Source organism: Streptomyces beijiangensis (assembly GCF_017315755.1).
Lineage (GTDB): Bacteria > Actinomycetota > Actinomycetes > Streptomycetales > Streptomycetaceae > Streptomyces > Streptomyces beijiangensis.
This window is the reverse complement of sequence record NZ_JAFLRJ010000275.1, coordinates 1-21,812: the sequence shown is the minus strand read 5'-3', so window position 1 is coordinate 21,812 and position 21,812 is coordinate 1. Positions and strand designations below refer to the sequence as shown.

19 protein-coding genes and 1 pseudogene are annotated in these 21,812 nt (G+C 69.7%); 12 read left to right on the top strand and 8 right to left on the bottom strand.

Translation table 11 applies throughout. From position 1 onward, the window contains the following. From J0695_RS26680 to J0695_RS26665, 4 genes are all read left to right on the top strand, one after another. Positions 1-559 (top strand): zinc-binding metallopeptidase family protein (locus J0695_RS26680; RefSeq protein ID WP_505383611.1); only part of this gene is annotated, 559 nt, incomplete at its 5' end. Between the two features lie 101 nt (positions 560-660). After that, the gene (locus J0695_RS26675) at positions 661-882 is read left to right on the top strand and encodes a DUF6458 family protein (RefSeq protein ID WP_206966094.1); all 222 of its coding nucleotides are present in this window, start codon (positions 661-663) and stop codon (positions 880-882) included. 66 nt (positions 883-948) lie between these two features. Continuing rightward, the gene (locus tag J0695_RS26670; protein WP_206966092.1) at positions 949-3,594 is read left to right on the top strand and encodes an AfsR/SARP family transcriptional regulator; all 2,646 of its coding nucleotides are present in this window, start codon (positions 949-951) and stop codon (positions 3,592-3,594) included. Positions 3,595-3,705: 111 nt separating this feature from the next. Further along, on the top strand, positions 3,706-4,404 hold the full coding sequence (locus J0695_RS26665; RefSeq protein ID WP_206966090.1) for a DUF4232 domain-containing protein: 699 nt from the start codon (positions 3,706-3,708) through the stop codon (positions 4,402-4,404). Here the strand turns inward: J0695_RS26665 and J0695_RS26660 are convergent. Beyond that, positions 4,398-6,188 (bottom strand): NHL domain-containing thioredoxin family protein, encoded by a 1,791-nt coding sequence (locus J0695_RS26660; protein ID WP_206966088.1) that lies wholly within the window; start codon positions 6,186-6,188, stop codon positions 4,398-4,400. The two genes, J0695_RS26665 and J0695_RS26660, sit on opposite strands and share 7 nt — an antisense overlap. 114 nt (positions 6,189-6,302) lie before the next feature. On the opposite strand from J0695_RS26660, the gene J0695_RS26655 reads away from it, so the two are divergent. Beyond that, complete coding sequence (locus tag J0695_RS26655) at positions 6,303-6,812, top strand: LURP-one-related/scramblase family protein (RefSeq protein ID WP_206966086.1); 510 nt, start codon at positions 6,303-6,305, stop codon at positions 6,810-6,812. A 30-nt stretch (positions 6,813-6,842) separates the two neighbouring features. On the opposite strand, the gene J0695_RS26650 is transcribed toward J0695_RS26655, so the two are convergent. Further along, entirely contained in the window at positions 6,843-7,661 is an 819-nt protein-coding gene (locus J0695_RS26650) for a carbon-nitrogen family hydrolase (protein WP_206966084.1), read from the bottom strand. 153 nt (positions 7,662-7,814) lie between these two features. Here J0695_RS26650 and J0695_RS26645 point away from each other — a divergent pair, with 153 nt between their 5' ends. Continuing rightward, on the top strand, positions 7,815-8,639 hold the full coding sequence (locus J0695_RS26645; protein WP_206966081.1) for a maleylpyruvate isomerase family mycothiol-dependent enzyme: 825 nt from the start codon (positions 7,815-7,817) through the stop codon (positions 8,637-8,639). 28 nt (positions 8,640-8,667) lie between these two features. Here the strand turns inward: J0695_RS26645 and J0695_RS26640 are convergent, their stop codons facing one another. Both J0695_RS26640 and J0695_RS26635 read right to left on the bottom strand, forming a co-directional pair. Then, positions 8,668-9,993: an MFS transporter gene (locus J0695_RS26640; protein WP_206966080.1), complete on the bottom strand. Its 1,326-nt coding sequence runs from the start codon at positions 9,991-9,993 to the stop codon at positions 8,668-8,670. Then, the gene (locus J0695_RS26635) at positions 9,990-10,643 is read right to left on the bottom strand and encodes a GntR family transcriptional regulator (RefSeq protein ID WP_206966077.1); all 654 of its coding nucleotides are present in this window, start codon (positions 10,641-10,643) and stop codon (positions 9,990-9,992) included. Before J0695_RS26635 ends, J0695_RS26640 begins: the two co-directional genes overlap by 4 nt. A gap of 234 nt (positions 10,644-10,877) precedes the next feature. Here J0695_RS26635 and J0695_RS26630 point away from each other — a divergent pair, with 234 nt between their 5' ends. Continuing rightward, complete coding sequence (locus tag J0695_RS26630) at positions 10,878-11,729, top strand: D-alanyl-D-alanine carboxypeptidase family protein (protein WP_206966075.1); 852 nt, start codon at positions 10,878-10,880, stop codon at positions 11,727-11,729. A gap of 71 nt (positions 11,730-11,800) precedes the next feature. Here the strand turns inward: J0695_RS26630 and J0695_RS26625 are convergent, their stop codons facing one another. Genes J0695_RS26625 through pdhA form a run of 3 tightly spaced genes read right to left on the bottom strand, consistent with a single transcriptional unit; the run spans position 11,801 to position 15,362 of the window. Beyond that, entirely contained in the window at positions 11,801-13,207 is a 1,407-nt protein-coding gene (locus tag J0695_RS26625) for a dihydrolipoamide acetyltransferase family protein (protein WP_206966073.1), read from the bottom strand. 14 nt (positions 13,208-13,221) lie between these two features. Then, positions 13,222-14,202 carry an alpha-ketoacid dehydrogenase subunit beta gene (locus J0695_RS26620; protein ID WP_206966071.1) on the bottom strand — a complete coding sequence of 327 codons (981 nt, stop codon included), beginning with the start codon at positions 14,200-14,202 and terminating at the stop codon, positions 13,222-13,224. A 2-nt stretch (positions 14,203-14,204) separates the two neighbouring features. After that, complete coding sequence (pdhA, locus tag J0695_RS26615; protein WP_206966069.1) at positions 14,205-15,362, bottom strand: pyruvate dehydrogenase (acetyl-transferring) E1 component subunit alpha; 1,158 nt, start codon at positions 15,360-15,362, stop codon at positions 14,205-14,207. A 337-nt stretch (positions 15,363-15,699) separates the two neighbouring features. Here pdhA and J0695_RS26610 point away from each other — a divergent pair, with 337 nt between their 5' ends. The 3 genes from J0695_RS26610 (at position 15,700) to J0695_RS26600 (ending at position 17,957) form a co-directional block, all read left to right on the top strand. Further along, entirely contained in the window at positions 15,700-16,362 is a 663-nt protein-coding gene (locus J0695_RS26610) for a response regulator (RefSeq protein ID WP_206966067.1), read from the top strand. Positions 16,363-16,505: 143 nt separating this feature from the next. Beyond that, positions 16,506-16,925 (top strand): pyridoxamine 5'-phosphate oxidase family protein, encoded by a 420-nt coding sequence (locus tag J0695_RS26605; RefSeq protein WP_206966065.1) that lies wholly within the window; start codon positions 16,506-16,508, stop codon positions 16,923-16,925. Positions 16,926-16,940: 15 nt separating this feature from the next. Then, the gene (locus J0695_RS26600; RefSeq protein WP_206966063.1) at positions 16,941-17,957 is read left to right on the top strand and encodes a phosphotransferase; all 1,017 of its coding nucleotides are present in this window, start codon (positions 16,941-16,943) and stop codon (positions 17,955-17,957) included. Positions 17,958-17,964: 7 nt separating this feature from the next. On the opposite strand, the gene J0695_RS26595 is transcribed toward J0695_RS26600, so the two are convergent. After that, complete coding sequence (locus J0695_RS26595; protein ID WP_206966060.1) at positions 17,965-19,470, bottom strand: protein kinase domain-containing protein; 1,506 nt, start codon at positions 19,468-19,470, stop codon at positions 17,965-17,967. Between the two features lie 269 nt (positions 19,471-19,739). Between J0695_RS26595 and J0695_RS26590 the strand changes: the two genes are divergently transcribed. Beyond that, entirely contained in the window at positions 19,740-21,401 is a 1,662-nt protein-coding gene (locus tag J0695_RS26590; protein WP_206966059.1) for a protein kinase domain-containing protein, read from the top strand. A gap of 123 nt (positions 21,402-21,524) precedes the next feature. Then, positions 21,525-21,812, top strand: a pseudogene (locus J0695_RS26585) (hypothetical protein); the annotation flags it as partial.

Below are 21,812 nucleotides of genomic sequence, written 5' to 3'. Positions count from 1 at the left end.
CCTCGTGGTCGAAGGCGGCGAGCACGGGGATGTGGTCGAGGGATTCGCCGCCTTCGACCACGAGGAGAACGGCTCGCAGTCCGACACCGGCGCCGACGGCCCGCTGCTCGGGACGGTCCTGGAGCGTTCCGTCTTCGCGCGCGGCGGCAGCTTCGAGGACAGGGCCCGCGCCTTCGCCGGCACGGTCTGTCTGTCGTCCGACACCGGCCACGCCGTGCACCCCAACTACAGCGAGCGCCACGACCCGACGCACCACCCGCGCGCCAACGGCGGACCGATCCTCAAGGTCAACGTGAACATGCGGTACGCGACCGACGGCAGCGGCCGGGCCGTCTTCGCCGAGGCCTGCGAGAAGGCCGGTGTGCCCATGCAGAACTTCGTCTCCAACAACGCCATGCCGTGCGGGACGACCATCGGGCCGATCACCGCCGCACGGCACGGCATCAAGACCGTGGACATCGGGGTGGCGATCCTCTCGATGCACAGCGCGCGGGAACTGTGCGGCGCGGACGACCCGTACCTGCTGGCCAACGCGCTGGTGGCGTTCCTGGAGGGCTGACCTCACCGGTCACCGTCGCCACAGGGTTGATTGGGTGTTGCGGGTGGGGGTACGCGCTGTCGTAGTCCGCTACAGCCAATCAACCCTGGAGGCGAATTCGAATGGGCCTGGGAGGCTGCATTCTTCTGGTGACGGTCGGCGCGATCCTCACCTTCGCGACGGACTGGAAGGTCCAGAGCGTCAATCTCGACGTGGTCGGTCTGATCATGATGTTCGTCGGGTTCATAGGGATCTGCGTGTACACGAGCGTGCTGCGCCGCCGCCGTCCGCCGGTCGCCACGCAGTCCACGCTCATCGAGGAGGAGCGTCACCACGGGATCTGACCCCCGCGTATCCTCGAACTCCGGGCGTTGCCCCTGAGAGAGGGCACGGCAAGAGGGGTGTCATCGGTGGAGTTCCGACTTCTCGGCTCTGTGGCGGTCGAGACGGAGAACGGTGACATACCCCTCGGACCCGCCAAGCGCTCCAGCCTCCTCGCGATGCTGCTGCTGCGGCCCAACACGGCGGTGAAGGTCGAGCAGTTGACCGCCGCCCTCTGGGAGGACCGGCCGCCCACCCACTCCAAGACCGTGCTGCAGGGACATGTCTCGCGCCTCCGCGCGCTGCTCGCCGAGCACGGCGCGGAAGCGTACGGGATCGAGCTCGCCACCCAGGGTTCCGCCTACATCCTGCGGATGCCCGAGTCCCTGGTGGACGCGCACCGCTTCGAGGAGCTGGTCGCGCTCGCCAGGGTGCAGCGCCAGCCCGCCGACGCCGTACAGATGCTGCGCGAGGCACTCTCCTTCTGGCAGGGGCCCGCGCTCACCGGCACCGTGCAGAGCCGCCCTCTGGAGGCGGCGGCCAACGGCCTGGAGGAGCTGCGGCTGGCATCGGTGGAGGCGCTCGCCGCCGCGTACGGACAGCTCGGCGAGCATGCGCGGGCCGCCGCCGTGCTCCGTACCGAAGCCGTCACGCACCCCCTGCGCGAATCCCTGGCGGCAGCCCTGATGCTGGCCCTCGGCCGCTCGGGGCGGCAGTCGGACGCCATGGACTGGTACCACCGCACCCGGCGGCTCCTCGCCGATGAACTCGGCGTGGATCCCGGTGAGACGCTCAGTGAGGCGTACGCGACGATCCTGCGCGCCACCGAACCGGCGCCGGAGAAACGGCCTGCCCCGGCCACCGAGATCCCCGTACCCGAACTGCTGCCCAGGCCGCCGCGCGGCTTCACCGGGCGCAGCGCCGAACTGGCCGCACTGGCAAGGGCGTTGGCAGGCGGGGACGCCCCCGTCGCTCTGGTCACCGGACCCGCCGGGGTCGGCAAGAGCGCCTTCGCCGTGCACTGGGCGCACGAGCGGCGCGCCGACTTCCCCGACGGGCGCCTCTTCGTCGACCTGCGCGGATTCAGCGACACCCAGGAGCCCGAATCCGCCGCCGTACTGCGGGAGTTCCTCCTTGCGCTCGGCACCCCGCTGCAGCGGATCCCGGATCACGCCGATGCGATGGGCGCGCTCTTCCGGTCGCTCACCGCGGGCCGCAAGCTCCTCCTCGTACTCGACAACGCGCGCACCTCGGAGCAGGTACGGCCGCTGCTGCCCGGCGGCGACCACTGCGCGACGCTGGTCACCAGCCGCGACCGGCTCGGCGGTCTCATCGCGTCCGACGCCGCCCGGCCGGTGCCGCTGGGGCATTTCCCCACGACGGACTCGACGGCGCTGCTCGCCGCCGTACTGGGCGAGGAGCGGATCGCGGCCGAGCCCGCGGCGGCCGACACGCTGGCCGGGCTCTGCGACGGGCTGCCGCTCGCGCTGCGCGTGACGGCGGCGCGCCTGGCGGAGCGGCCGCAGTGGACGCTCGCCGCGATGGCCGGTGAACTGGCCGACGAGCAGGGCAGGCTGGCGCTCCTGGACGTCGAGGACACCGGCGTCTCGGCCGCCCTGCGCCTGACCCTGCAGGAGCTTCCGGAGTCCACCGCCCGGATGTTCCGCGCGCTCGGCCTGCACACGGGCCCCGACCTCGACCGCTTCGCGGCGGGCGCGCTCGCCGGCACGTCCCCCGCCCTGGCCTCCGCCGACCTGGGCCGTCTCGCCACCGCCCATCTGCTCACCGAGTCCGCCCCCGGCCGCTGGACCCTGCACGATCTCGTACGCCTCTACGCCCGCTCGCTCGCCCCGCAGGCCGACCCGGAGGGCCTGCCGCGCCTCCTCGACCACTACCTCTACACCGGGCTCGCGGCCGACGCCGCCGCCGAGCCTGGCTCCCAGCCCTGCTGCACCCTGCCCGCCGATGCCCGACGGCCCGCGGCCACCAGGGAGTTCGAGGACCGGTCCGCCGCGCTCGCCTGGTACGAGGCCGAGCGCCCGGCCCTTGAGGGCGCGGTCGCAGCCGCCGTCTCGCTCGGTCTGCACGACCGGGCCTGGCGGCTCGCCCTGCTGCAGTGGCCGCTGATCCTGTGGCGCGTCCGCGACGGCTGGGCGCCGCTCCTGGAGACCGGCCTCGCCTCCGCCGCACAGGCGGGCGATCTGGAGGCGCAGTCACGGGCACGGGCCCTGCTCGGCTGGGTGCTGCACGAGGAGGGCAGGGACGCGGAGGCCCTCGTACACCTGGAGAAGGCGCCCGAACTGGCCGCGCAGGCGGGCGAGGCGATCAGCGAGGCCATCGCGTACGTCAATCTCGCGGTGGTCCTGGACTCCACGGGCGAGCACGAACGCGCCGGGCTGCTGATGTCCCACGCGGTCTCGCTGGCCGTGCGGACCGGCCATCCGTCCACCCAGGTGCTGGCGCTGCAGCACCTGGCGCGGCACTGTCTGAAGACGCAGGCGTACGAGGCCGCACTCGCGCACACCCTTCGCGCCGATGAACTCCTGTCGCCCGACGCGGTGATCGCACAGGTCCGGCTGAGGATCACCCGGGGCCAGGCACTGGCCGGAATCGGCCGTCTTGAGGACGCCGCTGACCAGCTGAAACAGGCGATACGGGCAGCCGAGTCGGCCGGTTTCACCGAGGGTGCGGCAGAGGCCCGCGAGCACCTGTCGCGGCTGCCAGCGAATCGTTAGCGGTACGCAAGCGGGACGGCAGCGGGGCCGCTGAAGCTGTAGTCAACACCGAAAACGTGCACTGACCGCAGTGACCGCAGTGACCGCAACACACAACGGGGAGCAACCACCGTGCGTACCTACCGCAAGAACGCAGTCCTGGCCGCCGCCGCCATCGCCGCCCTCTCGCTCGGCCTGACCGCCTGTGGCGGCAGCGACACCGGCGCCAAGGACGCGGGCAGCGCGACCGCATCACAGTCCTCCACGGACAGCGGATCGACGAAGACGTCGGGCGGTACGGACTCCTCGACCGGCAAGACCGCGGACCAGACCTCGTCCAAGAGCAAGGGCTCGACGACCGGCGGCAGCACCGGCGGAACGACCTCGGGCGGTACGGGCTCGACGGTGAAGACCCCCGAGTGCACGGTCGGCTCCCTCACCTACGCGACCACGCACAAGAACGCCGGTAAGCAGGACGACCACATCCTGATCACGGCGACCAACAACACCGGCTCCTCCTGCACCCTGCAGAAGTTCCCGATCATCACGCCGGGCGGCGCCAACGGCGACGTTCCGCACTCGAAGAAGGACTCGCAGGTCGCGCAGCCGCTGACGGTGAAGCCGGGCAAGACCGTCTACTCGGCGCTGGCGCTCTACCCGCAGGGCACCAGCGACCTGAGCTTCTCCTCGATCCGCATGTCGCTCAACATGAACAACGTGGACGACTCGATGAAGTCGGTCACCCTCAACACCGGCAAGGCGTACTACGCCGACGCCGCGGACGGCGCCGAGGTCTACTCCTGGAACCCGGCCAAGCCGTACAACTACTGATCCATCCCCGCGAGTACCAGGGGCAGTCGCGTCTCCCCGTCCGCGGTCACCCGGACGGGGACGCCCCAGTCCTGCTGGTGCATGTGGCAGGCCGGGTACTCGTTCTCCGGGTCGTCGTCGCAGGACGCGGCCATCGCGGAGACATGCAGCACTCCCTCGCCGAGGGCGGGGTTCAGCTCCAGCGTCCGGCTCAGGTCGGTGCCCGTACCCTCGCCCGCGATCAGCAGCTCCGGCGGGGTCGAGGAGACCAGCAGCCGGGTCGAGGGGCCGTAGCGGGTGTCGAGCTTCTGCCCCGCGGGCGCCTGGAAGATGACGTCGAGCTCCAGCTTCCCCGGGGCGACATCGGTCGCCGCCCGCTGGGTGCGGTGGGCGACGGACTCGACCCGTACCGCCTCGTCGGGCAGCCGCAGCCGGGTCAGCCGGTGGCGCGCCGACTCCACGACCACGATGTCGTCGCCCACCAGGACGGCGTCGGACGGCTCCCGCAGGTCGGTCGCCAGGGTGGTCACCTCGCCCGTCTCCGGGTCGAAGCGCCGCAGCGCGTGGTTGTACGTGTCCGATACGGCGACCGAGCCGTCGGGCAGCGCCGTGACACCCAGCGGGTGCTGGAGCAGCGCCTGATCAGCCGCCCCGTCCCGGTGCCCGAAGTCGAAGAGCCCCTTCCCGACGGCGGTGTGCACCACTCCCTCCAGGTCGACGTACCGCAGCGATGACGTCTCGGAGTCGGCGACCCAGAGCCGCTCGTCGGTGGCGGCGAGCCCGGAAGGCTGGGCGAACCAGGCCTCGGCGCCGGGACCGTCGAGCAGACCCTCGTTCGTGGTCCCGGCCGCGACCTCCACGGTCCCTGCCTCGGGGTCGTACGTCCACAGCTGGTGCACGCCCGCCATGGCGATCCACAGCCTGCCGCCGAACCAGGCGACGTCCCACGGCGAGGAGAGCGCGACCTCAAGGGCGGGCCCGGAGGTCGGCGCCCCCTGCCACCACTGCTTGCCGGTGCCCGCGACCAGCGCGATCTCGCCGGTGGCCGGGTCGTAGGTGCGGATGGCGTGGTTGACGGTGTCGGCGACGGCGATCTTCCCGCCGGGGAGCAGCGCCAGGCCCTGCGGCTCGTTGAAGTCGCCCTCGCCGCCGATGCGCCGTACGACGGTCTCGCCGTCGGCCTCAAGCTCGACGAGCTGGTGCCGGGTCGAGTCGGAGACGAGGAGGTTGCCGCTCTCCAGGAGCAGCGCCTTGCCCGGGAAGCGCAGATCGGTGGCGACCGGCTCGGGCGCCACGTAAGGCCCGTCGCCCCGGCGCAGCGTCCCCTTCGCGCCGTGCTCGGCCTCCAGCTCCTCGACCAGCTTCTCGATGGCGTGCGCATGCCCCTCGCCGGCGTGCTGCGCGACGACGTACCCCTCGGGGTCGATGACGACGAGCGTGGGCCAGGCGCGGACCGCGTACTGCTTCCAGGTGGCGAGCTCGGGGTCGTCGATGACCGGGTGGTGCACGTTGTAGCGCTCGACCGCGTCCACGACGGCCGCGTGCTCGGCCTCGTGCACGAACTTCGGGGAGTGGACGCCGATGATCACGACGGTGTCGCTGTGCTTCTGCTCCAGCTCGCGCAGTTCGTCGAGGACATGCAGGCAGTTGATGCAGCAGAACGTCCAGAAGTCGAGGATGACAACGCGTCCTCGCAGGTCAGCAAGGGTGTACTCCTTGCCGCCCGTATTCAGCCAGCCGCCCTTGCCGACCAGCTCGGGGGCACGGACACGGGCACGGCGGGGGGCGGAGGACGCATCGTTCATGGTTCAAGGGTGCCACCTCGAAGGAACAGGTTTCCCCAAGCTCTCAACTTCGTTCGAGCAGGGGAGGCCCCATTGCCTGGTGCGAACCGGCCGCCAAGGGGTAAGGCTGGCCCCATGAAATTCCTCGTGCGCGACCGCATCTTCGACATCGGCGACGACTACTGGATCGAGGACGAGAACGGCGACAAGGCGTTCCTCGTCGACGGCAAGGTGCTCAGGCTCAGGGACACCCTGGAGATCAAGGACCGGTCGGGCCGGGTCCTGATCACCATCAAGGAGAAGATGCTCTCCATCCGGGACGCGATGACCCTGGAGCGGGACGACGAGGAGCTCGCGACCGTACGGAAGAAGAAGCTCTCCCTCCTCCGCAACCACTACCGCGTGAAGCTCAACGAGGGCACCGAGCTGGACGTCAGCGGGAAGATCCTCGACCGCGAGTTCACCATCGAGTACGACGGCGAGCTGCTGGCGCACATCTCGCGCAAGTGGTTCCGGGTCCGCGAGACATACGCCGTGAACGTGGTCCGCGAGGACACGGACATCGCGCTGATGATCGCGGTCGCGGTGTGCGTGATCCACATGGACGAGAAGGAGGACGGGCACGGGGCGCACGGCGAAGGCTGACCCCGGGCCCGCCTCGGATCGAGGGCTTGCTCAGCGGCGGGGCGGTTCCAGGCCGAGGAGGCGGTCCTTCAGGGCCGGGAACTGCTCCCGGGTGGCGGCGACCCTCGCCGGATCGAGGTCCACGGTCAGCACCTCTTCGCCCGCGCCCGCCTCGGCCAGCACCTCGCCCCAGGGGTCGACGACGACGGAGTGGCCCGCCTGTTCGACCCCGGCGTGGGTGCCCGCGGTGCCGCAGGCCAGGACGTACGCCTGGTTCTCCACGGCGCGGGCCCTGGCCAGCAGCGACCAGTGGGAGCGCCGGCGCTCGGGCCAGCCGGCCGGGATCACGAACATCTCGGCGCCCGCGTCGGTGAGCGCGCGGAAGAGCTCGGGGAAGCGGAGGTCGTAGCAGGTGGCCAGGCCGAGAGTGGTCTCCGGCAGCCGTACGGACACGAGCTCTTCGCCCGCTCCCATCAGGACGGCCTCGCCCCGGTCGAAGCCGAAGCGGTGGATCTTCCGGTAGGTGCGGGCCAGTTCGCCGTCGGGGGAGAAGACGAGCGAGGTGTTGTAGAGGGGGCCGTCACCCGCGGCGGAGCCGCTGTCGGACGCGGTGCGCTCGACGATGGATCCCGCGTGCAGCCAGACGCCGGCGTCGGACGCCGCTTTCGACATCGCCTCGTACGTCGGCCCCTCCAGCGGTTCCGCCTCCTCGGCGAAGGACTCGAAGGCGAAAGCGCCGACGGGCCAGAGCTCCGGCAGGACGACGAGGTCGGCCGCCGACTGTTCCCGTACGAGCGAAGCAGCGCGCTGCCTACGGGAATTGGAGGTTTCGTCCGGGTTTACATCCATCTGGATGAGAGAGGCGCGCACACTACCACCGTCCTGGCATTCGAGCCGTCAACGCGGGCCTACGATCGTCACACCAAAGCACTGCCGGGGTGCCGCTGGGCAGCGTAACTTAAACGCCCAGACACCCAGCCATGCCAGCCCGCGTACCGCAGAACACCGCTCCGAGGGGTCCCGTTGACCGTCCACCCAAGCCTCCAGCCCTACGCCGACGCCTGGACCCACTCGATCGAAGCGATATCCGAGCTGGTGGGACCGCTCGTAGAGGGCGAATGGAACCGTGCGACCCCGTGCCCCGGCTGGTCGGTACGCGACATCGTGTCGCACATCATCGGCGTCGAATGCGAACAGCTCGGCGACCCGCGGCCCATCCACACCCTGCCGCGCGATCTCTACCACGTGAAGACCGAGCACCAGCGGTACATGGAGATGCAGGTCGACGTACGCCGCCACCACACGGGCCCCGAGATGACCGCGGACCTGGAGTACACGATCATCCGCCGCGCCCGGCAGCTGCGGAACGAGAACCGTCAGCCCGAGACCAAGGTCCGCGCCCCGCTCGGCGCCGAGACCACCCTCGAACTGGCCCTGCGGATGCGGGCGTTCGACGTCTGGGTGCACGAGCAGGACCTGCGCACGGTGCTGCACGCGCCCGGCAACCTCGACTCCCCCGGCGCCCATGTCGCCCGCGACAACTTCCTCGCCGTACTGCCGAAGGTGGTCGCCAAGGACGCGGGCGCGCCCCCGAACTCCGCGATCGTCTTCGACATCCACGGCCCGGTCGAGTTCATGCGGACGGTACGGGTCGACGCGGAAGGACGCGGCACGATCGACGGCACGCCCTCGCTCGGCCCGCTCGCCACCATCGTCATGGACTGGGAGACGTACTTCCGTCTGGCCACCGGGCGGGTGCGGGCCGCGGCGGTCGCGGACCGGATCAAGGCCGAGGGCGACCAGGAGCTGGTCGCGGCCATCCTCAGGGAGTTCGCCGTAACCCCCTGACCCGCCCCGGACCTGCACGGGGCTGCGTCTATACAGGTACGTGCACGGCCTCCACCCGGCTCGGCGCCAGGTGCTCACGCTCCCTGCGCGCCGAGCGGGAGCGCAGCCGCAGGATCTGGGTGAGGCCGAGCGCCTGCAGGACGAAGACGCAGGAGAACGCGATCCGGTAGTTGTCACCGGTGGCATCGAGCAGCACCCCGACCACGAGCAGCGTCGTCATCGAGGCGACGAAACCACCCATGTTGACGATTCCCGAGGCCGTGCCCTGACGCTCGGGCGGATTGGCCGGACGGGCGAAGTCGAAGCCGATCATCGAGGCGGGACCGCAGGCCCCGAGCACGGTGCAGAGCGTGAGCAGCAGCCACATCGGCGCATGGTCGCCGGGGTACGTGAGGGTGACCGCCCAGGTCACCGCCGTCGCCGCCACCGTGGCCAGCGCGATCGGCAGCCGCGCCGCATGGTGCCGGGCGATGATCTGACCGAACACCAGGCCCACCACCATATTGGAGAGCACGACCAGGGTGAGGAGTTCACCTGCGGTCGCCTCGGAGAGGCCCTGCGCCTCCACCAGGAAGGGCATCCCCCACAGCAGCAGGAAGAACATCGCGGGGAACTGCGTCGTGAAGTGCACCCAGAGCCCGAGCCGGGTGCCGGGCTCCCGCCAGGCGGCGGCGATCATCTTCCGTACGTACACGGAACCCGCGTGCTGCGCCGGGGGCGGCTCGTGACCCTCCGGGTGGTCCTTCAGGAAGAGGACCAGCAGAACGAGAACGACCACGCCTGCCAGCGCACTGCCGGCGAACGTCGTGGTCCAGCCGAGGCCGCCCAGGGCACGGGAGATGACCACGGTCGAGACGAGGTTGCCCGCCATGCCGACCAGTCCCGCGAGCTGCGCCACCAGGGGTCCGCGCCGGGCCGGGAACCAGCGGGTGCCGAGCCGCAGCACGCTGATGAAGGTCATCGCGTCGCCGCAGCCGAGAAGGGCGCGGGAGGCGAGGGCCGTGCCGTACGAGGGCGAGAAGGCGAAGCCCAGCTGCCCGAGGGTGAAGAGGATCACACCGAAGGTCAGGACGCGCTTGGCGCCGAGCCGGTCGACGAGCAGGCCCACGGGTATCTGCATGCCCGCGTACACGAGCAGCTGGAGTATGGAGAAGGTGGAGAGCGCAGAGGCGTTGACGTGGAAGCGGTCGGCGGCGTCCAGGCCGGCGACGCCGAGGCTGGTGCGGAAGATGACCGCGACGAAATAGACCGCGACGCCGATCCCCCACATCGCGGCCGCGCGCCGGCCGCCGGGCGGATCGCCGGGGAGGGTGACCGCGCTGCTGCCGTTGCTCTTGTTGTCGGCGCTGCTCATCGCACATCACCCTGCGCCAGATTCCGTACCCAGCTCACATGCCGGTGCACGACGGTGGCCGCCGCTTCCGTGTCCCCGGCGCGCAGGGCGTCCAGGATCTCGGTGTGCTCGGCGATGTTCTTGGCGATGCGGTCGGGGTTGGCGTACATCACGGCGACGCCCATCCTCAACTGCCGGTCGCGCAGCTGGTCGTAGAGGCGGGAGAGGATCTGGTTGCCCGCGCTGCGAACGATCTCGGCGTGGAAGCAGCGGTCGGTGACCGAGACCGCGGCCAGGTCCCCGGCTGCCACCTGCCGCTTCTGCTGCTCCAGGAGCTCTTCGAGGCGGGCTATCAGGACCGGGCTCGGCGGCACGGCCTTGCGTACCGCGAACTCCTCGACCAGCAGCCGGGTTTCGACCACGTCGGCGATCTCCTGCGCGGAGACGGCGAGGACGAGCGCGCCCTTCTTCGGGTAGAGCTTGATCAGCCCCTCGACCTCCAGGCGGAGGAGCGCTTCGCGCACGGGGGTGCGGGAGACGCCGACGGCCTCGGCGAGATCGCCCTCGGTGAGGAGGGTGCCTCCCTCGTAGCGGCGCTCGAGTACGGCTTGCTTGATGTGCGAGTAGACGCGGTCGGCAGCGGGGGGCTGCTTGGCAGGGGCGGCAGGCATGCGAACAGGATAGATACAACAGGGGTGCAACATAAGTACGGGTCCACGATCCGGACGGCCGGGAGCCGCATCGCTCACATTTCTGATGGGCGTGCAACCAATCGACCCTCTCGGGTGTCCCTTCAGTGCGCGCCACCCTCACGTGGGCGCATTCCAGGGGCATTTGGAGCGTTTGACTTGAAAACAGCATTTAGTGGCATAGGCCGCATACGCCGCACCACGACCATCGCGACTGTGGCCCTCACCGCTGGAGCGGTCCTCGCGGGCGGCGCCCTCGCCGGTCAGGCGCAGGCCGCCACGATCGCCGTACCCAAGATCGTGGCCAAGGGCGGCTTCGTGATGAACAACGGCACCGGCAGGGTGCTCTACGGGAAGGGCGCCGACCTGCGCCGCTCCACCGGCTCCACCACCAAGATCATGACGGCGCAGGTGGTGCTGTCCCAGAAGGGCCTCAACCTGGACTCGAAGGTCACGGTCCAGAAGGCGTACAGCGACTACATCGTCTCCAAGGGCGCCTCGTCGGCCCATCTGATCGTCGGCGACAAGCCCACCGTCCGGCAGCTGCTGTACGGTCTGATGCTGCCGTCGGGCTGTGACGCCGCGTACGCGCTCGCCGACAAGTTCGGCAGCGGCTCGACGCGCGCCGCCCGGGTGAAGTCCTTCCTCGGCAAGATGAACGCCTCCGCGAAGAGCCTCGGCGCGAAGAACACGCACTTCGACTCGTTCGACGGCATCGGCAACGGCTCCAACTACTCGACGCCGCGCGACCTCACGAAGATCGCCTCGTCGGCGATGAAGAACTCCACCTTCCGCGCGGTGGTCAAGACGAAGTCGACGAAGCAGAAGGTCACGACGAAGACCGGCGGATATCGCTACATGTCGTGGACCAACACCAACAAGCTGCTCAGCAGTTACAGCGGCGCGATCGGCGTCAAGACGGGCTCGGGCCCGCAGGCCGGGTACTGCCTGGTCTTCGCGGCGACCCGCAACGGCAAGACGGTCATCGGCACGGTCCTGTCCTCCACATCGGAGGCCAACCGCACCGCGGACGCGAAGAAGCTCATGGACTACGGCTTCAAGAAGTAGTGAACGGCGCTGTGGCCCGGACCGTCGTCGGACGGTCCGGGCCACAGCTGTGTGCGGGCGTGCGGTGCGGGTCAGGCCCAGGTGATCAGGCGCCTCGGCTGCTCCAGGATGGCCGCGACATCGGCCAGGACCTTGGAGCCGAGTTCGCCGTCGACCAGCCGGTGGTCGAAGGAGAGCGCGAGGGTGGTGACCTGGCGCGCCTTGACCTTGCCCTTGTGGACCCAGGGCTGGAGCTTGATCGCGCCGACCGCGAGGATCGCGGACTCGCCCGGGTTGAGGATGGGCGTACCGGTGTCGATACCGAAGACACCGACGTTGGTGATGGTGACGGTGCCGCCCTGCATGGCGGCGGGGGACGTCTTGCCCTCGCGCGCCGTGGAGACGAGCTCGCCGAGGGACGCGGCCAGTTCGGGCAGCGTCTTGGTGTGCGCGTCCTTGATGTTCGGGACGATCAGGCCGCGCGGGGTGGCGGCGGCGATCCCCAGGTTGACGTAGTGCTTCTGCACGATCTCCTGGTTCACCTCGTCCCAGGCCGCGTTGACGTCCGGGTTGCGCTTGATCGCGACCAGGAGCGCCTTGGCGATGAGCAGGAGGGGATTCACCCGGAGACCCGCGAGCCCGTACTCGTCGGGGGACGCCTTCAACTCGGCGACGAGCTTCATCGTCCGGGTCACGTCGAGCGTGATGAACTCCGTGACGTGCGGCGCAGTGAAGGCGCTGCCGACCATGGCCTGGGCGATGGCCTTGCGAACTCCCTTGACGGGAATGCGTGTTTCACGTGAAACACCCTCGGTGACCGGCGCCTGTTCCACAGCCGGAACAACGGGCGCGGGCGCGGGTGCCGTCACCGGTACGGCCGCCGCGTGCACGTCCTCGCGGGTCACGACGCCGTCGGGCCCGGTGGGCGTGACGGTCGCCAGATCGATGCCCAGATCCTTTGCGAGCTTGCGCACAGGGGGCTTGGCGAGCGGGCGGTTCGCGGCTGGCGCACTGCCGTTGGAGTAGTACGTGCCTGCCGGGGCGCTCTCGGCCTGGGCCGGAACGTCCTTGCGGGCACGGCGCTTGGTCGAGGACTCGGCGACGCCGTAACCGACCAGCACCGGCTGGCGGCCGGCCGGCTTCGCCTCGGGCTCGGGCTCGGGCCCGGGCACGGGCACGGCAGCCGGCTCGGCGGCGGGCTGCGGCACCTCAGCGGCGGCCACCGGCTCCGACGACCCCGGCGCCACATCCACCGAGATGATCACCTCGCCGACGTCCACCGTCGTGCCCTCGGCGAAACGGATCTCGTGCACCACCCCGTCGAAGGGGATGGGGAGCTCGACGGCAGCCTTCGCCGTCTCGACCTCGCACACGACCTGGCCGTCGGTCACCGTGTCACCCGGTGCGACGTACCACTTGAGGATCTCCGCCTCGGTCAGTCCCTCGCCCACGTCGGGCATCTTGAATTCTCGGAAGCGGGTGGCATTGGCAGCAGTCATGGTCACGGCGCTCCTCAGTACGCAAGCGAGCGGTCGACGGCGTCGAGCACCCGGTCCAGGCCCGGCAAGTACTCCTCTTCCAGACGCGCCGGCGGATACGGCGTGTGGTACCCGCCAACCCGCAGCACAGGCGCCTCCAGGTGGTAGAAGCTCCGCTCCGTGATCCGGGCGGCGATCTCCGCGCCCGTACCGAGGAAGACCGGGGCCTCGTGCACGACGACCAGGTGCCGTGTCTTCTCCACCGACGTCTGGATGGTGTCGAAGTCGATCGGCGACATCGAGCGCAGGTCCACGACCTCCAGGGACTTGCCCTCCTCCTGCGCCGCGGCCGCCGCCTCCAGGCAGACCTTCACCATCGGTCCGTACGCAACGAGCGTCAGGTCGCTGCCCTCGCGGGCGATCCGGGCCTTGTGCAGCGGGGCCGGGATGGCGTCGGTGTCGACGTCGCTCTTGTCCCAGTAGCGCCGCTTGGGCTCGAAGAAAATGATCGGGTCGTCGCTCTGGATGGCCTGCTGCATCATCCAGTACGCGTCCGAGGAGTTGGAAGGCGAGACGACCTTCAACCCCGCGACGTGCGCGAACAGCGCCTCGGGCGACTCGCTGTGGTGCTCGACGGCGCCGATGCCGCCGCCGTACGGAATGCGGATGACGACGGGCAGCTTGATCTTGCCGAGCGCGCGGGCGTGCATCTTCGCGAGCTGGGTGACGATCTGGTCGTACGCGGGGAAGACGAAGCCGTCGAACTGGATCTCCACGACGGGCCGGTAGCCGCGCAGCGCGAGCCCGATCGCGGTGCCGACGATGCCGGACTCGGCGAGCGGGGTGTCGATGACGCGTCCGTCGCCGAAGTCCTTGTGGAGGCCGTCGGTGACGCGGAAGACGCCGCCGAGGCGGCCTACGTCCTCGCCCATGATGAGGACCTTGGGGTCGTTCTCCATCGCCTTGCGCAGCGACTCGTTGATCGCCTTGGCGATCGGCATCTTGCTTGCAGCCATGGCTACTTGGCCTCCTCGGCGAACGACGCCTGATAGGCGGCGAACTCCGCGCGCTCCTCGTCGACCAGGGCGTGGCCGTCCGCGTGGGTGTGCTCGAAGATCGCCATGACGTCCGGGTCGGGCATGGCGCGCACGGCCTCGCGCACGCGCTTGCCCATCGCCTCGCTCTCCGCCTCCAGCTCGTCGAAGTACGCCTGGTCGGCGGCGCCCTCGGCCTCCAGATAGCGCCGGAGCCTGAGGATCGGGTCCTTGGCCTCCCAGGCGACGCGCTCGTCGTCGTTGCGGTACTTGGAGGGGTCGTCGGAGGTGGTGTGCGCACCCATCCGGTACGTGAACGCCTCGACCAGGGTGGGTCCCTCGCCCCGGCGGGCCCGCTCCAGCGCGTCCTTCGTCACGGCCAGGCAGGCCAGGACGTCGTTGCCGTCGACCCGTACGCCAGGGAAGCCGAAGCCCTCGGCGCGCCGGTAGAGCGGCACCCGCATCTGCTTCTCGGTCGGCTCGCTGATCGCCCACTGGTTGTTCTGGCAGAAGAACACGACCGGGGCGTTGTAGACGGCCGCGAAGTTGAAGGCCTCCATGACGTCGCCCTGGCTGGAGGCGCCGTCGCCGAAGTACGCGACGACCGCGGAGTCCGCGCCGTCCTTGGCCACGCCCATCGCGTAACCGGTCGCGTGCAGCGTCTGCGAACCGATGACGATCGTGTAGAGGTGGAAGTTGTTGGTGTTGGGGTCCCAGCCGCCGTGGTTCACACCGCGGAACATGCCGAGCAGATTGGCCGGGTCGACCCCGCGGCACCAGGCGACACCGTGTTCGCGGTAGGTCGGGAAGACGTAGTCGTCCTCACGGGTGGCCCGGCCCGAGCCGATCTGGGCGGCCTCCTGGCCGAGCAGCGAGGCCCACAGACCCAGTTCGCCCTGGCGCTGGAGGCTGGTGGCCTCGGCATCGAACCGGCGGGTCAGGACCATGTCCCGGTACAGACCGCGCAGTTCGTCGTGGGTCAGCTCCACGTCGTAGTCGGGGTGTCGTACGCGCTCGCCCTCGGGCGTCAGCAGCTGTACGAGCTGGGGCTCGGAACTCTGTGGCGGCTTGGCGGCTGCGCTGCTTGCGCGCTTGCTGCTGCTGCGTCGCGGTTTACGCGCGGCAGTGCTCTCCACGGTCACGTGCGTGCTCCTCCGTCGGTCCGGTCCCCGGGTTCGCCGGTGACCAGTGCGGCTCGCCTGTTGTCCACTGCCCCGCACGGGGTGGGTGCGGTGCGGCCGGGAACAGGCGTGACAGGTGCCCCGGCGAGCATCCTGTCAAAAGCACGTTACCCAGTGTTCTGCGGAACTGCGAAACCCCATTTGACCTGCGATTTTGCTTGGATTTCCAAGTAAATCGAGAAAAGGGCAGACAGCCGCTGGTCAGAGCACTGGTCACAGCCTGACAGGGAGCCGGAACAGGGGCACGTTATCCCGCTCACCCCGGGCACGGGAAGAGTTCGTATGTGAGACTGACCCCGTGCGCGAAGACGGAAAAATCCATGTATTTCTCCTTGACGACCATGAAGTGGTCCGTCGTGGAGTCCATGAGCTGCTCTCGGTCGAGGCGGACATCGAGGTCGTCGGCGAGGCCGGTACGGCCGCTGACGCCCTGGTCAGGATCCCTGCGACCCGGCCCGACGTGGCCATTCTCGACGTACGGCTGCCGGACGGCAGCGGGGTCGAGGTCTGCCGCGAGATCCGCTCCCAGGACGAGTCGATCAAATGCCTGATGCTGACCTCGTTCTCCGACGACGAGGCGCTCTTCGACGCGATCATGGCCGGTGCCTCGGGCTATGTGCTCAAGGCGATCCGCGGCAATGAGCTGCTGAGCGCCGTACGGGACGTGGCAGCGGGCAAGTCCCTGCTCGACCCGGTCGCCACCGCCCGGGTCCTGGAGCGGCTGCGCGACGGCGGGAAGGCCAAGGGCGACGACCGGCTCTCCAACCTCACCGACCAGGAGCGGAAGATCCTCGATCTGATCGGCGAGGGGCTCACCAACCGGGTGATCGGTGAGCGGCTGCACCTCGCCGAGAAAACGATCAAGAATTACGTCTCCAGCCTGCTCTCCAAACTGGGCATGGAACGGCGTTCTCAGGCCGCGGCCTATGTGGCACGCATTCAGGCCGAGAAGCAGCACTGAACTGATGTGAAGGCATGAAGGCATGAAGGCGTGAAGGTCTGCGGGCATGAGGACGTGAAGGATGTATTCGGGACTTAGGTCCCGAATACATCAGGGCGGCGGCCCCTTTTGCCACCAGGTGTCCGCGGCGCACAGTGGAGAACATGTCCACCGAGGAAATCCGCGCCCTGACACTGCTCGGCCGTCTCAGCTACGGCCGGGTGGCGACCAGCATGCGAGCGCTTCCGTTCCTCGCCATAGCCCGCCACATCGTGACCGCCGACGGCCGAGTCGTCCTGCGGATGCATGCGGGCCTGGGGCATCACGAGGCCTGCGTGGGCAGTGTGGTCACCTACGCCGCCGACAATCTCGGCCTCGGCGACTCCGATCTCTGGTCGGTGCAGTTCACCGGCACCGCCGAGACGACCGTGCCGAGCGACGAGGAGCTCACGCTCTTCGAGCCCGAACCGGTGGCGGTGAACGGCGAGCCCTTCGAGCCGGTCTACATGCGGATCTCCCCGCAGTTCGTGAACATCGACCGCCTCCAGTACGCCCGACCGCGAGCGGTCCGCAACGCTGCGTGATCTAACATCTGGCGGGTGCCGCGCTCATCTGACACCCTGCCGACATCTTCTGTGCCCCCCGTAGGCACCCTGCTGCGCCGCTACGCGGCCGCCGGCGACCCGCTCTCCTGCGAACCGGTCGCCCAGGGCCTGCTGAACCGCGGCTTCCGGCTCGCCACCACCCACGGCGACTACTTCCTCAAGCACCACCTGGACGGCGATACGGACACCATCGCGCGCCAGCACAGAGCCACCCTGCGCCTGGGCCGGCTCGGCGTTCCCGTGGCGCCCCCGATGGCGGACGCGGACGGGTCGACGGTCGCGGTGATCGGCGGGGACTGCTACGCCCTGCACCCCTGGGTCGAGGGACGCCACCGCGCCGGGGCGCAGCTCACGGCGGTGGGGTCGCGGCGTCTGGGGGCGCTGCTCGGTCTCGTACACACGTGTCTGGAGCGGGTGATGGAGGCCGAGCCCGCGGCGACCCACGAGAGCGCCGATCCGGCGGACTCCTTCGCACTGATCGACGGACTGCTCGGCCTCGCGCGCGGGCGTTCGCCCCGGGACGCCTTCGACGAACTGGCCGAGCACCGTCTGCTTGAGCGGCGGTCGCTGCTGGAGCGCCATGCGCACCGGCGTCCGCCGGCCGGGGGCGGCGGGGGCTGGGTGCACGGTGACTTCCATCCGCTGAATCTGCTCTACCGGGGCGCCGAGCCCGCGGCGATCGTCGACTGGGACCGGCTGGGGATCCAGCCGCGTGCGGAGGAGGCGGTCCGGGCCGCGGTGATCTTCTTCGTACGGCCGACGGGGGAGCTGGAGCTGGCGAAGGTACGCGCCTATGCGCGCGCCTACCGGCGTGCGGCGGCGGCGGACGCGGTGGAGCTTGCCGCGGCGGTGCACCGGGTGTGGTGGGAGCGGCTCAACGACTTCTGGATACTGCGCTGGCGCTACCAGCTGCACGACCGCAGGGCCGACGCGCAGTTTCCTGCGGCATCGGCCCTGGCGGTGTGGTGGACGCGCGAGTACGAGGCGGTGTGCGACGCGTTCGCGGGGTGAATCCCGGTCAGGGGGTGGGGGTTTCGCCGCCGGGGTTGCCGTCGGTCTGTGTGGGCGAGGGAGGCGGGTTGGACTCGGTCTGCGTCGGCTCCGGCGTCGTCGGATCCGGCGACGGGGTCTCGGACTTCGGCGGCTCCGACGTGGGCGCGTGGGACGTCGGGGCATGCGACGACGGCGTGTAGCTCGGCGTCTCCTGGTCACCCGTCGAGGTGTCCTCCGTGGACGTGTCCTCGGTCGTGGTGTCCGACGGGGTGTCGTTCGTGTCCTGCGACTCGGAAGTGGTGACGGACGGGGACTTGGTCGTGCCCGTACCGCCGCCGCCCGTTGAGTCGAAGCCGTCCAGCGCGAAGACGATGCCCGTCACGATCGCGGCCACCGCGAGGGCGGCGACCACCCACATCCAGCCGCGGCCGCCCTTGCGCGAGCCGCCGGAGCCGTCGTACGCCCCGTCGTCGGGGTTCATCGGCGGCAGGATCGGGCTCTGCGAGGTGTCGCTGCCGCCTGCGTATTGGTTCTGTCCGAGCGCGCTCGTCGCCGCCGTGCCCATGGCGGGGGTGCCCCCGGGCAGAGCGACGGGACCGGTGTTCCAGGTGCCGGTGTGGCCACCCTGCTGCTGGAGCATCTGCAGGGAGTACGCGACCAGGCCGCGCATCTCCTCCGCGCTCTGGAAGCGGTCGTCGGGGTCCTTGGCAAGAGAACGCATGACGAGGCCGTCGAGTTCCGGCGGCACCGCGTCGGAGGCCTGCGAGGGCGGCAGCGGAATGTCCTGGACGTGCTGGTAGACCACCGAGAGCGGGGTCTCCCCCGTGAACGGGGGCCGCAGCGCGAGCAGTTCGTACAGCAGACAGCCGGTCGCGTACAGGTCGCTCCGGTGGTCCACCGCCTTGCCGAGCGCCTGCTCGGGGGAGAGGTACTGCGGCGTGCCCATGACCATGCCGGTCTGGGTCATCGTCGACTGCGCGCCGTGCAGGGCGCGCGCGATACCGAAGTCCATCACCTTCACCGCACCGCTGTGCGTGATGATGACGTTGGCCGGCTTGATGTCCCGGTGCACGATGCCGTGCTGGTGGGAGTAGGCGAGCGCCTCCAGCACACCGGACACGATGATCAGCGCCTGCTCCGGCGGCGGGGCCTCGGCGTTGAGCAGCAGATCACGGATGGTGCGGCCCTCGACCAGCTCCATCACGATGTACGAGACGGTCTGGCCGTTCCAGTGGTCCTCGCCGGAGTCGTAGACCGCGACGACGGCATGGTGGTTGAGGCCCGCGACCGACTGTGCCTCGCGGGTGAACCGGGCCTTGGAGACCGGGTCTTCGGCCAGGTCGGAGCGGAGCAGTTTCACGGCGACGGTACGGCCGAGCCGTACGTCCTCGGCCGCGAAGACCTCGGCCATGCCGCCGCGTCCGAGACGGTGGGTGAGGCGGTAGCGGCCGTCGCCGACCAGTCCGCCGCTCCCCCAGTTCTCCGGCGCGTCCGGCATACTGCCGCCGTTTGCCTCGGATTCGGGTGCCATCAGTCCTCGCCGTCGTGTTGGTCCGCGTCAGCGGGTGGTCCTCAGGAGCCTTGCCTCGTCACGCTACAGGCTCGGCCTGAAGGGCCGGTTCGGGAATAACCGGTCATCCAACCGGTTTCCGCTGCACCCATGCAAATTTCCTGTGCATTCTGTGGTGCTTTCTCTGCCCTTACGGTCACGGAACGGGCATGCGGCTTGACGTGTCAGTGCCCTCGGGCAGACTTGCCCGGTACAACCGGAAGATCCGCGGCCCAGGGGGAAGCACAGTCATGAGCCAGGACGGCGCAAGCGGCCGCTATGCGGGCGGTTCGGTCGCGGGCGGCCGGTACCAGCTCCGTGACCTCCTCGGCGAGGGCGGCATGGCGTCGGTCTACCTGGCGTACGACGCCGCGCTCGACCGTCAGGTCGCGATCAAGACGCTCCACACCGAACTGGGCCGTGAGCAGTCCTTCCGGGAGAGATTCAGACGCGAGGCACAGGCCGTCGCCAAGCTCTCGCACACCAACATCGTCTCGGTCTTCGACACCGGCGAGGACGTGCTGGGCGAGGGCCCGATGCCGTACATCGTCATGGAGTACGTGGAGGGCCGGCCGCTCGGCTCCGTCCTCCAGGCGGACATCACGCAGTACGGCGCGATGCCCGCCGACAAGGCCCTGAAGATCACCGCGGATGTGCTGGCGGCGCTGGAGGCCAGCCATGAAATGGGCCTGGTCCACCGGGACATCAAGCCCGGCAACGTAATGATCAACAAGCGCGGGACCGTCAAGGTCATGGACTTCGGCATCGCGCGCGCCATGCAGTCGGGGGTCACCTCGATGACCCAGACCGGCATGGTCGTCGGCACCCCGCAGTATCTTTCGCCCGAGCAGGCGCTCGGGCGGGCGGTGGACGCCCGCTCCGATCTGTACTCGGTCGGGATCATGCTCTTCCAGCTGGTGACGGGCCGGCTGCCGTTCGACGCGGACTCCCCGCTGGCGATCGCGTACGCGCATGTGCAGGAGGAGCCGGTCGCTCCTTCGTCGATCAACAGGTCCGTTCCGCCTGCGGTCGACGCGCTGGTCGCCCGCGCGCTGAAGAAGAACCCGAACGAGCGTTTCCCGAGCGCCGCCGCGATGGGTGACGAGTGCGCGCGGGTGCTGTCGTCGGGGCAGACGGGCGCCGCACCGTCGGTCGTGGTGGGCAGCCCGCCGGCCAACAGCGGCTCGGGGGTCGGCTCGGCCGTCTTCCCGCCGGTGAACGCGCCGATGCCCTCGATGCCGCAGCAGGGTTCCGTACAGACGCCGTACCAGCCGGGGCCCTACGCGCCCGCGCCGACGCCGGCCCCTCTGCAGACGCCGGCCCCGATGCAGACGCCGCAGCCGGGTTACGGCTATCCGCAGCAGCAGGGGTACCAGACCCCGCCGATCCAGCAGCAGCCGTACGTCGCGCAGACTCCGCCCCCGTACTCCATCTCGCCCCAGGGGCCGGGGACTTCGGCCGGCGGCACGGGCGGCGGGAAGAGCAACATGCCGCTGATCGTGGGCGCCATCGCGGTCGCGCTCCTCGCGATCGGCGGTGTGATCGCGGCGATCCAGATGAACAAGCCGGACAACACCGACAAGGGCTCCCAGTCCGGCAGCTCCAGCAATTCCACGGTGTCCGGGCACAAGGGCCCTGACCGGTCCAGGACCATGGACGCGACGGACTGCTCGGATGCTCCGGAGGACGGCCTGGACCCGAAGAAGGTCTCCGCACCGAACTTCCTCTACAAGGACATCGAGTCCGTGAAGGCCTGCGCCTACGCCGCGGGCTGGATCATCAAGCAGGAGCCGGTCGACGAGAACGCGGAGGGGGAGGGCATCGTGATCGAGCAATTCCCCAGTTACAGCACAGCGGTCCCGCCGAAGGGCGCCGTCTTCACCTTGAAGATCTCCACGGGCAACCCGGCCTGACCCCGGCCCCGATCCTGATCCTGATCCTGATCCGCAGCTCGATCCACTGGTCGATCCGCCGGTCGATCCGCCGCACGGCCCGCCCGAGATGCCGGACATCTTCCGGGATGTGACGCTGAGTGCATGATCGCTCTGGTGGCGCTGGCCGTTCTGTCACTTCCGGCTTCGGTGTACGCCGAAGAACCCTCACCCGCCCCTTCGTCGTCCATCGCATCTCCCAGCGCATCGGCCGCGGCGTCGATGGCCGGGTCGGCGGCCGGGGTGGGGCGGGCACGTCCCGGCCGCGATCAGGACGCCTTCGGGCCGTCGTCCCCTTCCGGCATCCCGGATCCGGACCTCGCCGCCCAAGGAATCCAGCCGCCGCCCCCTCTCCCCAAGCTCTCAACTCCGTTCGAGCAGGGGAGACCCCAT